This is a genomic window from Kaistella antarctica (assembly GCF_900109615.1).
Lineage (GTDB): Bacteria > Bacteroidota > Bacteroidia > Flavobacteriales > Weeksellaceae > Kaistella > Kaistella antarctica.
The window spans coordinates 756,111-769,227 of record NZ_FOIX01000001.1; the positions used below are offsets into that span (position 1 = coordinate 756,111).

17 protein-coding genes are annotated in these 13,117 nt (G+C 36.8%); 16 read left to right on the forward strand and 1 reads right to left on the reverse strand.

Translation table 11 applies throughout. From position 1 onward, the window contains the following. Position 1 precedes the first annotated feature (1 nt). The 10 genes from rpmD to rplQ all read left to right on the forward strand — a co-directional run bounded on the left by rpmD (position 2) and on the right by rplQ (position 5,630). Complete coding sequence (gene rpmD, locus BMX49_RS03615; protein WP_034718714.1) at positions 2-178, forward strand: 50S ribosomal protein L30; 177 nt, start codon at positions 2-4, stop codon at positions 176-178. A 76-nt stretch (positions 179-254) separates the two neighbouring features. After that, positions 255-701 carry a 50S ribosomal protein L15 gene (gene rplO, locus BMX49_RS03620; protein ID WP_034718715.1) on the forward strand — a complete coding sequence of 149 codons (447 nt, stop codon included), beginning with the start codon at positions 255-257 and terminating at the stop codon, positions 699-701. An 8-nt stretch (positions 702-709) separates the two neighbouring features. Continuing rightward, complete coding sequence (gene secY / locus BMX49_RS03625; protein ID WP_034718717.1) at positions 710-2,092, forward strand: preprotein translocase subunit SecY; 1,383 nt, start codon at positions 710-712, stop codon at positions 2,090-2,092. Positions 2,093-2,100: 8 nt separating this feature from the next. After that, a complete protein-coding gene (infA, locus tag BMX49_RS03630) occupies positions 2,101-2,316 on the forward strand; it encodes a translation initiation factor IF-1 (protein WP_015806726.1) in 216 nt (71 codons plus the stop codon). A 142-nt stretch (positions 2,317-2,458) separates the two neighbouring features. Next, positions 2,459-2,575: a 50S ribosomal protein L36 gene (gene rpmJ / locus BMX49_RS03635; RefSeq protein ID WP_007839480.1), complete on the forward strand. Its 117-nt coding sequence runs from the start codon at positions 2,459-2,461 to the stop codon at positions 2,573-2,575. A gap of 9 nt (positions 2,576-2,584) precedes the next feature. Continuing rightward, on the forward strand, positions 2,585-2,962 hold the full coding sequence (gene rpsM / locus BMX49_RS03640) for a 30S ribosomal protein S13 (RefSeq protein ID WP_034718719.1): 378 nt from the start codon (positions 2,585-2,587) through the stop codon (positions 2,960-2,962). 12 nt (positions 2,963-2,974) lie between these two features. Then, the gene (gene rpsK, locus BMX49_RS03645; RefSeq protein WP_027376638.1) at positions 2,975-3,364 is read left to right on the forward strand and encodes a 30S ribosomal protein S11; all 390 of its coding nucleotides are present in this window, start codon (positions 2,975-2,977) and stop codon (positions 3,362-3,364) included. A gap of 91 nt (positions 3,365-3,455) precedes the next feature. Next, positions 3,456-4,064, forward strand: coding sequence for a 30S ribosomal protein S4 (gene rpsD, locus BMX49_RS03650; protein WP_034718720.1), 609 nt, complete (start codon positions 3,456-3,458; stop codon positions 4,062-4,064). Positions 4,065-4,097: 33 nt separating this feature from the next. Then, positions 4,098-5,093, forward strand: a complete 996-nt coding sequence (locus tag BMX49_RS03655; RefSeq protein ID WP_034718721.1) for a DNA-directed RNA polymerase subunit alpha — start codon at positions 4,098-4,100, stop codon at positions 5,091-5,093. 6 nt (positions 5,094-5,099) lie between these two features. Further along, entirely contained in the window at positions 5,100-5,630 is a 531-nt protein-coding gene (gene rplQ / locus BMX49_RS03660) for a 50S ribosomal protein L17 (protein WP_034718722.1), read from the forward strand. A gap of 123 nt (positions 5,631-5,753) precedes the next feature. On the opposite strand, the gene BMX49_RS03665 is transcribed toward rplQ, so the two are convergent. Beyond that, a complete protein-coding gene (locus BMX49_RS03665) occupies positions 5,754-6,170 on the reverse strand; it encodes a hypothetical protein (RefSeq protein WP_034718723.1) in 417 nt (138 codons plus the stop codon). A 178-nt stretch (positions 6,171-6,348) separates the two neighbouring features. On the opposite strand from BMX49_RS03665, the gene eno reads away from it, so the two are divergent. The 6 genes from eno (at position 6,349) to BMX49_RS03695 (ending at position 13,110) form a co-directional block, all read left to right on the forward strand. Further along, positions 6,349-7,641 (forward strand): phosphopyruvate hydratase, encoded by a 1,293-nt coding sequence (gene eno, locus BMX49_RS03670; RefSeq protein ID WP_034718725.1) that lies wholly within the window; start codon positions 6,349-6,351, stop codon positions 7,639-7,641. An 81-nt stretch (positions 7,642-7,722) separates the two neighbouring features. Beyond that, positions 7,723-9,009, forward strand: coding sequence for a citrate synthase (locus BMX49_RS03675; RefSeq protein WP_034718726.1), 1,287 nt, complete (start codon positions 7,723-7,725; stop codon positions 9,007-9,009). A 252-nt stretch (positions 9,010-9,261) separates the two neighbouring features. Further along, on the forward strand, positions 9,262-9,951 hold the full coding sequence (locus tag BMX49_RS03680; protein WP_034718728.1) for a DUF6624 domain-containing protein: 690 nt from the start codon (positions 9,262-9,264) through the stop codon (positions 9,949-9,951). A 41-nt stretch (positions 9,952-9,992) separates the two neighbouring features. Next, positions 9,993-10,277, forward strand: coding sequence for a hypothetical protein (locus BMX49_RS03685; RefSeq protein ID WP_034718729.1), 285 nt, complete (start codon positions 9,993-9,995; stop codon positions 10,275-10,277). Further along, positions 10,271-12,769 (forward strand): phenylacetic acid degradation bifunctional protein PaaZ, encoded by a 2,499-nt coding sequence (gene paaZ / locus BMX49_RS03690; protein ID WP_034718731.1) that lies wholly within the window; start codon positions 10,271-10,273, stop codon positions 12,767-12,769. The genes BMX49_RS03685 and paaZ overlap by 7 nt, the downstream gene beginning before the upstream one ends. A 5-nt stretch (positions 12,770-12,774) precedes the next feature. Continuing rightward, entirely contained in the window at positions 12,775-13,110 is a 336-nt protein-coding gene (locus BMX49_RS03695) for a 7(1) septoil knot domain-containing protein (RefSeq protein WP_034718732.1), read from the forward strand. Positions 13,111-13,117 lie beyond the last annotated feature (7 nt).

Consider the following 13,117-nt stretch of genomic DNA (forward strand, 5'->3'; position numbering starts at 1 on the left):
AATGGCAAAAATTCAAATCAAACAAGTTAGAAGCGCTATTGGTAGAACCAAAACTCAAAAGAGAACGCTTGAAGCATTAGGATTGAAAAAACTTCACCAAGTGGTAGAACATGACGATACTCCTGCAATTTTAGGAATGGTAGCGGCAGTAAGTCACTTATTAGAAGTACAAAAATAGAAAATTGACAAAGAGGTAAGAGACTTGATCAACATATTCTCTTAACTCTAATCTTTAAATCTCAAATCTAAAAATAATGAATTTAAATAATATCAGACCTGCAGCAGGATCTACTCACAGTACTAAAAGAATCGGAAGAGGACAAGGTAGTGGAAAAGGGGGAACAGCTGGGAAAGGTCACAATGGTCAGCAAGCTAGAGCTGGTTATTCTCAAAAAATTGGTTTCGAAGGTGGACAGATGCCTTTGCAAAGAAGATTACCGAAATTCGGTTTCAACAATATCAACAGAAAAGAGTATAGAGGAATTAATATCGATACGCTTCAGATTTTAGCTGATACGAAAAATATTACTGAAATTACTCAAGACATTTTGGTAGAAAATGGTTTAGCTAAAAAACGCGAAATCATCAAAATTATGGGTAGAGGAGAATTGAAAGCTGGTATTTCAATCTCTGCGCACAAATTCACTAAATCTGCAGAAGAAGCAATTGCTAATGCAGGAGGTAAAGCAATTACTCTTTAACATTTACAATGAAAGAATTTATACAAACACTAAAAAACATCTGGAGTCTTAAGGAACTTAGAGAGAAAATTATGTTCACTCTGGGAATCGTCCTCGTGTATAGATTCGCATCTTATATTTCCTTACCAGCCATTAACATGGCAGAGGTAGGGAATCTTTTGGATATATATAAAGACCAGGGAGGCAACAAGCAAGGAGCAGGACTTCTTGGCTTGCTTTCTTCTTTTACAGGTGGGGCTTTCTCCCGAGCGTCTATTATGGCTCTTGGAATTATGCCTTATATTTCTGCTTCCATTATTGTGCAATTGATGGGTATGGCTATTCCATATCTTCAGAAATTGCAGAAGGATGGGGAAAGTGGTAGAAATACTTTAAACCAAATAACAAGATGGTTAACTATAGCAGTTTGTTTGATACAGGCGCCTTCTTACCTTACTTCAATCACCCAAATGTTCTTGCCACACGCACAGTTTGCTTCTGCTTACTATGTACACCCGGCGTCCATTATGTTCTGGTTGCCAAGTATCGTAATTCTGGTTGCTGGTTCAGTCTTCGCAATGTGGTTAGGAGAAAAGATTACTGACAAAGGAATCGGAAACGGAATATCTATCCTTATTATGGTAGGAATTTTAGCTGATTTCCCAGGAGCATTTATTCAGGAAGTAGCAACTCAAACAGGAAAAGGTGGTTTCGGAACGATCATGATCCTTATTGAAGTCTTATTCTGGATGGTCGTTGTTCTGTTAGCAATTATACTCTCGGTCGCGGTGCGGAAAATTCCTATTCAATATGTAAGTAGAGCTCAGGCAAGAGGTGGAGTAAACCGAAACTTAATGCAAGGTGCAAGACAATGGATCCCTTTAAAAGTGAATGCTTCTGGAGTAATGCCAATTATCTTCGCCCAAGCTTTAATGTTCGTTCCTGGATTATTAACGAAAGTTGATGAATCTAATACGTTCTTAGCAGGATTCAAAAATGTATTCAGTTGGCAGTACAATGTATTGTTTGCTTTATTAATTATCATCTTCTCGTTTTTCTATACCGCAATTACAATTCCAGTGAACCAAATGGCTGATGATTTAAAAAGAAATGGAGGCCTCATTCCGAAGGTAAGACCCGGTAAAGAAACCTCTGATTATCTGGACGATATTTTGTCAAAAATAACATTGCCAGGTTCTATCTTTTTAGCTATCTTTGCAATCCTTCCAGCACTTGTGTATGGAACGTTTGTTCAGACTGATCGTTTTGCCCTCTTTTTCGGGGGAACATCACTTTTAATTATGGTCGGAGTAATCTTAGATACTGTACAACAGATCAATACGTATTTGTTGAATCATCATTATGATGGCTTAATGCAGTCGAAATTATCCAGAACAAACAACAATCTGTAATTAGATAAATGGCAAAACAAAAACATATTGAACAAGATGGCGTGATTACGGAAGCACTTTCCAACGCTCAATTTCGTGTTGAACTAGAAAATGGGCATATCCTTATTGCACATATTTCTGGTAAGATGCGTATGCACTACATTAAACTTTTACCTGGAGACAAGGTGAAATTAGAATTATCTCCTTACGATTTATCGAAGGGAAGAATTACATTTAGATATTAAGTTCAGACTCATCTGAACATTATTATAAGAGAGAACTCCTAAAGTTGAAATACTTTATTGAAGTTTTAAATTTAAACAAAATGGGAATGATTCCGTAAGATCTCATTTAACCGTTGCAAAATTAGAAAAGAAAACTTAACAAATGAAAGTTAGAGCATCTATTAAAAAAAGAAGTGCTGATTGCAAAATCGTTCGCAGAAAAGGCGTTCTGTTTGTGATCAACAAGAAGAACCCAAAATTTAAACAAAGACAAGGCTAAAATTAAATTATGGCGAGAATTTCAGGTATTGATTTACCAAAAAACAAAAGAGGCGTTATCGGTTTAACTTATATTTATGGTGTTGGGAGAAGTACTTCTTCTGAGATCTTAAAAGCAGCCGGAATCAGCGAAGACAAGAAAGTCAACGAATGGAATGACGATGAATTGGCATTAATCAGAAACTACATCACTGATCACGTAAAAGTGGAAGGGGAGTTGCGTTCTGAAACACAACTAAACATCAAGCGATTGATGGATATTGGTTGCCAACGAGGAATACGTCACAGACTGGGATTACCTTTAAGAGGACAAAGAACTAAGAATAATTCTAGAACCCGAAAAGGAAAGAGAAAAACTGTTGCTAACAAGAAAAAAGCAAGTAAATAATCGGTAAGAATTATGGCAAAACAGACTAAAGCAGTAAAGAAAAGAAAAGTAAAAGTTGAAGCAATTGGTGAGGCTCATATCCAAGCCACCTTCAACAATATCATCATTTCTTTAACAAATAAAAGTGGAGAGGTCATCTCTTGGGCATCTGCCGGAAAGATGGGATTCAGAGGTTCTAAGAAGAATACTCCTTTTGCAGCGCAAATGGCTGCAGAAAATTGCTCAACTGTAGCACACGATGCTGGACTACGCAGAGTAAAGGTTTACGTGAAAGGTCCTGGTGCAGGTAGAGAATCTGCCATCAGAACTATTCACAATTCAGGAATTGAAGTTAGTGAAATCGTTGATGTGACTCCAATGCCACATAACGGATGTAGACCACCAAAAAGAAGAAGAGTATAATCTATGAATTTTAAATTATAGATTATGAATTTTAAATGTGATGCATTTTAATTTAAAATCTACAATTTTTAATCTAAAATCTTAAAGAAATATGGCAAGATATATTGGACCAAAAACAAAGATTGCAAGAAAGTTTGGGGCTGCAATCTACGGAGATGATAAAAGCTTCGAGAAAAGAAAAAACCAACCACCAGGACAACATGGTGTTAACAAAAGAAGAAACCAAAAGAAATCCGAGTACGCTGTTCAGTTAATGGAAAAGCAGAAAGCGAAATATACTTATGGTATTTTAGAGAAGCAATTTGCTAACCTATACGAAAAAGCAGTAAGAGCAAGAGGTGTTACTGGTGAAGTTCTTTTACAGTTGTGTGAGTCTAGATTAGACAATGTAGTGTACCGTTTTGGGTTTGCAAAAACCAGAGCTGGAGCAAGACAATTAGTTTCTCACAGACATATTACCGTAAATGGAGAATTGGTAAACATCGCTTCTTATACTTTGAAGCCAGGTGACGTAGTTGCTGTTAGAGAGAAATCAAAATCTCTTGAAGTAATTGCTGATTCACTAGCGTACAAATCAAGTTACGAGTGGTTACAATTCAACGACGAAACTAAATCAGGTACTTTTACATCTGCACCGGAGAGAATTCAAATTCCGGAAGATTTGAAAGAACAATTGATCGTCGAACTTTACTCTAAATAATAATTTTTCAAATTTTTGCTCAACCTATATTATATGGCAATTTTAACATTTATTAAACCCGATAAAGTAATCCTAATCAACTCTAATGAATTCAAAGGGCAATTTGAATTCAGACCCTTAGAGCAAGGTTTTGGACTTACTATCGGTAATGCTTTGAGAAGAGTTTTACTTTCCTCACTTGAAGGTTATGCTATTTCATCTATCAAAATAGAAGGCGTAGAGCACGAATTTTCAACAATTCCAGGTGTAATTGAAGATGTTACAGAAATTATTCTGAACCTGAAACAATTAAGACTTAAAGCAAAATCTGAAACTGCAACTGCAGAAGAAGTAACTGTAAAAGTATCTGGGCAAACTACTGTAACAGCTGGCGATCTAGGTAAAACAATGCAGGATTTCGAAGTATTGAATCCTGACTTAATTATCTGTTCAACTAACAAAGACGTGAAATTTGAAATCACGTTCAATATTGAGAAAGGTAGAGGTTATGTTCCAAGTGAGCAAAACAAATCAGCCAATGCTCCTTTAGGAACTATTGCAATTGATTCAATCTACACCCCGATCAAGAAAGTACAGTACAGTGTTGAAAACTATCGTGTCGAGCAAAAAACAGACTACGAAAAACTTGTATTGGATATTGAAACTGATGGATCTATCACTCCTCAGAATGCCTTAACAGAAGCTTCTAAGATATTAATTTATCATTTCATGTTGTTCTCCGATGAGAGAATTACGTTGGAAACTGAAGCAGTGAAAGCCTCAATCCAGTATGACGAAGAAACTTTACATACAAGACAGCTCCTTAAAACTAAATTAGTTGATATGGATCTTTCTGTAAGAGCATTAAACTGCTTGAAAGCTGCTGAAGTTGAATCTTTAGGAGAACTAGTTTCTTACACGAAGTCTGATTTGATGAAATTCAGAAATTTCGGTAAAAAATCTTTAACAGAATTAGAAGAATTAGTGCACGCAAAAGGTCTTAACTTCGGTTTCGACGTTGCAAAATATAAATTAGACGCTGATAAATAACAAACAATGAGACACGGTAAAAAATTCAATCACTTATCTAGAACAGCTTCTCACAGAAGTGCTTTGCTTTCTAATATGGCTTGTTCTCTTATTGAGCATAAAAGAATCAACACAACTGTTGCCAAAGCGAAAGCTTTGAGAGTGTATGTTGAACCGATCCTTACAAAAGCGAAAGAAGATACAACACACAACAGAAGAACAGTTTTCTCTTACCTGCAAAGCAAAGAAGCGGTTACTGAATTATTCAGAACAGTTGCTCCTAAGATTGCAGAAAGAAATGGTGGTTACACAAGAATCATCAAAACAGGATTCAGACAGGGAGATGCTGCCGATATGGCAATGATCGAACTTGTAGATTTCAATGAACTTTACAACCCGAATGCTGACGAGAAAAAAGTAACTAGAAGAAGCAGAAGAGCAACTCCAAAAACAGCAGAAGCTGTAGCTGAAGTTAAGGAAACTCCTGCTAAGGAAGTTAAAACTGAAGAGCCTACTGCAGAAGCTGCAGATGCTACAGAAGAAAAAGCTGGCGAATAATATTCCCAAGCGTATAAATTAAAATCCGCCTCATTTTTAAATGAGACGGATTTTTGTTTTATGCCAAGGTTTTTTTATTAATCATCAGTCATCAATCATCAATCATCAATCATCATCCATGACTTACTGTCCTCTCGCTTTCTTTAAAACAATCACATTATCTTCTTGGGTAATAGTGATGCTGTCATTTTTTGCTACGATCGTAATATCAAAGTCTCCATAAGTTCGAACCTTTTCAGTTGCTTCTTTTTGAGGCGCAGAAATCGTTTTATTATTACTTCTGATGCTGATATTTTTTTCTTTATCGGTATTTTTAAAGGTCACCAAAGCAGAGGTGCCGTCTTCTCCCACGTAACGTTCTGTATATTCTTGTGAATGAGTATTATCCGTTTCTCCTGCAACGGTGAGCGTATCTTTGGAGAGATCTTCTGAATAGCCGTTCTCTTGTTTAATAACACTTTTATTTCCTTCTGAACTTTTGGTGCAGCTACTGATGACTAAAAGTGCAGAACTTGCGGCGATAAGAATTGTTTTTTTCATAATCTACTATTTTGTTGTCTACTCAAATGTAAAGATAAGTTTTTGAAATCCCTAGAAACCCCTACAATTAACGAAAGTTTAACGCTAACCTAGTTAATATCATTGTTTAAGACTGTAGCAATCACTCAATTTTCGCTAAATTTGTAGTTCATATTAAATAATACAAAAAAATCATACAATGAGTTACATTTCTTACATTGAAGCAAGACAAATTTTAGATTCTAGAGGTAATCCTACCATTGAAGTTGATGTTTTCACGGAGGCTGGTTCCATGGGTCGCGCTGCGGTTCCTTCTGGTGCATCTACCGGTGAACACGAAGCGGTAGAGTTACGTGATGGAGCAAAAGAATATGGCGGAAAAGGGGTTTTAAAAGCAGTTGAAAATGTAAGAGAAATCATTGCGCCAGAATTAATTGGTACTTCTGTTTTCGAGCAAAACTTTATCGATCAGTTGATGATTGAGCTAGATGGTACTCCGAATAAAGCCAACCTTGGTGCAAATGCAATTCTTGGTGTTTCTTTAGCAGTTGCGAAAGCGGCAGCTTTGGATTTGAAAATCCCATTGTACAAATATATTGGCGGCGTCAATGCAAATACGCTTCCCGTTCCGATGATGAATGTTATCAATGGTGGATCGCACTCAGATGCGCCCATCGCTTTTCAGGAATTCATGATTATGCCGGTGAAGGCTGATTCGTTTTCACACGCTTTACAAAAAGGAACCGAAATTTTCCACGAACTGAAAGCAATCTTAAAATCAAGAAATCTTTCTACCGCAGTTGGAGATGAAGGTGGTTTTGCCCCTAAATTTAAAGGAACTGAAGATGCCTTAGATACTTTAACGCAGGCTATCGCTAATGCTGGCTACAAAGCTGGAGACGATATCATGTTTGCATTAGATTGTGCGGCGTCCGAATTCTATGTTGATGGAAAATACGATTACAGAAAATTTGAAGGTGAAGATGGAGCTTTAAGAAGTAGAGAAGAGCAAGTCGCTTATTTGACAGAACTGGCTGAAAAATATCCAATCATTTCTATCGAAGACGGAATGGATGAAAACGACTGGGAAGGTTGGAAAATGTTAACTGATAAATTAGGAGAAACTACTCAGATTGTTGGTGATGATTTATTTGTAACCAATACCGAAATCTTAGCCAGAGGAATTAAAGAAAATATCGGGAATTCAATCTTGGTAAAAGTAAATCAGATCGGTACTTTATCAGAAACGATGGCAGCTGTACAAATGGCTCAACATAATAAATTTACCACTGTAATATCGCACCGCTCTGGAGAAACTGAAGATTCTACCATCGCAGATTTAGCCGTAGCAATGAATTGTGGACAAATCAAAACTGGTTCAGCTTCACGATCAGATAGGATGGCAAAGTACAATCAATTATTGAGAATTGAAGAAGCTTTAGGCGAAACAGCCATATTCCCAGGAATGGATGCTTTTAAAATAAAACGATAATAGAAAAAATGAATGGAGAGACTGCAAGAAATACTTGCAGTTTTCTTCTTTTAGTTATAAATTAGTAAAAAATAAATTATAATGTCAGATAACAAAGTTATATTAAACTATGATGGGAAATCTTTTGAATACCCAATCGTAGAAAGTACTATCGGTGACAGAGGAATCGATATCTCAAAGTTAAGAGACCAAACGGGTTTAATTACTTTAGACTTAGGATATAAAAATACAGGTGCAACCATTAGCAACATCACTTATTTAGATGGTGATAACGGCGAATTGTATTACAGAGGTTATCCGATTGAGCAGATTGCAGAAAAATCTAGCTTTACAGAGGTAATGTATCTTTTGTTGAATGATGATTTACCAACAACCGAGCAATTTGCAGGTTTCGAAAAGGGAATCAAACAATATAATTTCGTTGCTGATGAGATGAAAAGATTGATCGATGTCTTTCCTCGCTCGGCTCACCCAATGGGTGTTTTGTCTGCGCTTACTTCTGCCTTAATTGCCTTTAATCCAAAAGCAGTTGACGTAAGATCCAAAGAAGATATGGACCACGCCGCAGAAATGCTAATCGCGAAATTTTCTCACCTTTGTGCTTGGACTTACCGTAAGAAAATGGGCTTATCCATTAACCACGGAGACGACAGTTTAAACTATGTCGAGAATTTCTACAAAATGTGTTTCCGTCGTCCAAACCAAGAGTTTCATTTGGATTCTACGGTGGTAAATGCTTTAGATAAATTACTAATTCTTCACGCAGATCACGAGCAAAACTGTTCTACTTCCACAGTGAGAATGGTTGGTTCCGCACACACTGGATTGTTCGCTTCAGTTTCAGCTGGGATTTCTGCTCTTTGGGGACCACTTCATGGTGGCGCCAACCAAGCGGTTATTGAAATGTTAGAAATGATTGAAAAAGATGGTGGCGATGTTGCGAAATATGTAGAGAAAGCGAAAAATAAAGATGACGATTTCCGTTTGATGGGCTTCGGACACAGGGTTTACAAAAACTTCGATCCAAGAGCACGCATCATTAAAAAAGCAGCCGACGATATTTTTGCGGCCTTAGGAATTGAAGACAAAGCTTTAGATATTGCTTTACAATTAGAAAAAGTAGCCTTAGAAGATGAGTATTTCATCGAAAGAAAACTCTATCCAAACGTAGATTTCTATTCCGGAATTATTTACAGAGCTTTAGGAATTCCTACAGAGATGTTTACGGTAATGTTCGCTTTAGGACGCTTACCAGGCTGGATTTCTCAGTGGAAAGAAATGAGATTACACAACGATCCAATCGGACGACCAAGACAAGTTTATCAAGGTGCTACAAAACGTGATTACGTTGACATGAGCGCAAGATAATCTTAACTGATATTTATAAATTCCCTTTCAATTTACTTTGAGAGGGATTTTTTTTGGGCGCACATTTCCTTCTTCCGTTCCCGCTGTCATTGCGAGGATCGAAGCAATCTTATAATAATAGATCGTCGTACTCGCAATGACGAGCTCCACTCAAGCCGGGGCGCAACTCGGTTTTCAAAATTAGATTTCAGCAAAATTGAAATTTTCAGTATCTTAACCCTCGGAAAAATTATTAGAAAAACTTTCTAATCAATGAAGTTATCATACCCTATTCTTTTTGTAATTTTTACAGGTCTTTCCTTATTCTCCTGCAGTCCAAAAGCTGCGATAAATACTGAGTTAAAAAAGGAATTGGATATGATTATGTTTACAGACCAAGCCTTCCGCCGACAGTATGATCCTAAAATGTCAGAGGCAGAAAGGAGAGATATAGCAGATAGTCTCAACTTGAATTATGATGAAATGAGACGAAATCTATTAGTTCTAATGAATAGATATGATACTGAAAATACTAAGAAAATCGAAACCATCATCGCAAAATATGGATATCCCGGAAAATCATTAGTTGGCGAACCCACCAATCAGGCAGCTTTTCTAGTGATTCAGCATTCGTCTGTAATACCAAAATACCTTCCTTTAATTAAAGTTGTTGCAGAAAAAAAGGAGTTGCCATTTATGTTGTATGCAATGATGCTTGATCGTCATTTAATGTACAAAGGTGAAGAGCAAATATATGGATCGCAAGGCGACGAAAGGGATGGTGTCGCCATTATCTGGCCGATAAAAGATGTCGTCAATGTTAATAAATTACGAAAGGAAGCTGGTTTTCCAGAAACAGTAGAAGAATATTCGAAATTACTGTTTGGAGAAGAGTTCATCTTTAAAAGCTATACTTTGAAAGAAGTAGAGGAGATGTTTGCTGGGCAGATTATTTCTTATTGAAAAAATAAAAGTCTTTATCAAAAAAATATAATTATCAGGAAATGAATTCCAAAAAGAAAAAAATACTTATAGCCGCCGGAATATTTTTAATTGCATTGAATATCTTTGCTTTTTATATTCTTCAAGAAGGAATCGGTATCGCCGAAGCCATTAAAAATACAAAAAATAAAGCAGCCTTAAATTCATTGGAGCAGAAGCAAATTTTCAGCGATGTGTTTCCATCATTAATCTTTACGATTGATATCGCGATCATCTTTTTTGTCTGTTATCTACTCATTAAAATACTATTTAAAAGTCTTAAAAAATCTTTATCTACGAAATCATGAAATTAAAAAATTATATCAGCGGTCACTGGATCGAAGGATCAGGAAATGAAATGCCACTCTACAACGCAGTCAACGGTGAGTTAGTTGCGATTTCAGATACGGGCGGAATTGATTTTGAGCAAGCTTTACATTACGGAAGAACAGTCGGCTACAAAAATTTATCCTCCATGACTTTCTACGATCGTGGCGAAATGTTGAAGAAATTAGCATTGTATTTACTAGAACGGAAGAAAAAATATTACGATTTATCTTATAAAACTGGTGCAACTCACGCCGATTCTTGGGTTGATATTGAAGGAGGTTTTGGAACTTTCTTCACCTATTCTGGTCTTGCAAAAAGGATGTTGCCTAACACTCCCTTTTGGGTAGATGGTGATACTCAGAAAATTTCGGCCAATGGAACATTTCTCGGAACGCATATTTTAACGCCCAGCGAAGGAGTTTCAGTTCAGATTAATGCGTATAACTTTCCAGTTTGGGGAATGCTAGAAAAATTATCAACCTCACTTTTAGCTGGAGTTCCAAGCATCGTCAAACCTGCGACGCCAGGTTCCTATTTAACGAATGCAGTTTTTCAGGATATGATTGAAAGCGGATTTCTTCCCGAAGGTGCTATTCAATTAGTTTGTGGTGAGCCCGGAAATATTTTAGATTACGTTCAAGACGGTGACTCTGTCCTTTTTACAGGTTCGGCATCGACTGGAAAGAAGTTAAAATCTTTGCCTTCAGTTTCAACGAATTCGGTTCGTTTCAACTTAGAAGCCGATTCATTAAACTGTTCAATCCTTGGCTTAGATGCGAAACCTGGAACACCAGAATTTGATCTTTTTATTAAAGAAGTCAGAACTGAAATGACGACCAAAGCGGGACAGAAATGTACGGCGATCCGAAGAATTATCGTTCCTGAAAATTTAGTTGGTGATGTTCAAAGTACTTTAGCAAAATCCTTAGACCAAACTAAAATTGGAAATCCTTTGAGTAGAGAAACTCGAATGGGTTCCATTGTCGGTAAAAAAGAAATGGCTGTTCTTCAAGAAAGAATTAATCTTTTAAAAACGGAGACCGAATTAATCTACGATGGGCAACATCAATTGGTTGATGCTGATTACGAAAGCGGCGCTTTTATGACGCCGAAAGTATTTTACAACGATAAACCTTTTGAGAAAAATATCTCTCACGAAGTCGAAGCTTTCGGACCGGTTTCAACTTTAATGCCTTACAAAGATGCAGACGAAGCAGCCGCTTTAGCAAAACGTGGAAAAGGAAGTTTAGTTGGCTCCATTATTTCCCGCGATGAAAAATTTGTAGCCGAAACATCTTGGAAAATGGCCTCAAGCCACGGGAGAATTTTCGTCTTAAATAGAGATAACGCAAAAGAATCCACTGGCCACGGTTCACCTTTGCCAACATTAATGCACGGTGGTCCGGGAAGAGCAGGAGGTGGTGAGGAAATGGGCGGATTAAATGGACTTCATTTCTTTTTACAAAAAACAGCGATCCAAGGTTCACCAGATATTTTAACCGCGATTACCAAAATTTATCAGCAAGGTGCAACTCCAACTTACTCAGATAAACATCCATTTAGAAAATATTTTGAAGAAGTAGAAATCGGAGATTCTTTAGAAACCGCTGGAAGAACCGTAACCGAAGCAGATATTGTTAATTTTGGTAATGTTTCTTGGGATCATTTCTATGCCCACACTGATTCAACTTCTTTAAACGGAACCATCTTCGATCAAACAGTAGCGCACGGATATTTCATTCTTTCGGCAGCAGCAGGATTATTTGTTTCTGGTAAAAAAGGACCAGTGATTGCCAATTACGGTTTAGAAAATGCGAGTTTCTTTAAACCTGTTTACGCTGGAGATACAATTACTGTTTATTTGACCGCAAAGGAGAGAATCAACAAAGGAGTAAAAGGGCGTAATGTCCCGAGCGGCGTCGTAAAATGGTTAGTAGAAGTAGTTAACCAGCGGGAAGAAACCGTTTGTATCGCCACGATTTTAACATTGGTAGCCAAGAAATCTCCTTTCATTAAAATCGATTACAAAGATTTTGCAAAAAGATTAAATAGTTTGACCGCAGAATCTTTACCGAAATGGGGAAGAATGAAAGCGCAGGAAATGCTCGAACATTTGAAAACCACCATGGAATACAGCATCGGCGAATTAGAAACTTCTCATTGTAAAACGCCAGAAGATCAATTAGAAAAATATCAAGATTCGCTTTATAATTTCTGGAAGATGCCGCAGGATTTCCCAGCACCGTTTTTAGAAGACGGCAAACTTCCAAAGTTAAAATATAGAAATTTAGAAGAAGCGAAAACACATTTCATTGAGTCTGTAAAAAATTATCAAATTTACTTCCGTGAAAATCCAAACGCCGAACATTTACATTTTGTCTTCGGAACTTTAAATAAAGAAATGATGGAATTATTTCACCAAAAGCATGTGACCCATCACTTTGAGCAATTTGGACTTTTCACTAGCTAATTCAAATGACAAAATATCTAGTTTTAATCTTTGGACTCTTTTTCACTTTGCAGTTTTCTGCACAGAAGGTTTTTTCGGTCGATTATCAAAGTCAGGCAGACGTAAAAGTTTTTGTTGTAAAATATGAAAGTCAAGCAGATTTAAAGGTTTTTAAAGTCGATTACCAAAGTCAAGCAGACCGGAACAAAGGGAATTGGTTTTTCGTAAAATATTCGAGCCAGGCTGATAAAAAAATCTATTTCGTGGATTACGAAAACCAAGCGGACTTGAAAATAATTTTTGTCAAATACCAAAGTCAGGCTGGTTGGAGAAAGAATGAAAAGAAACAGTTGATGTATTAAAAATCTG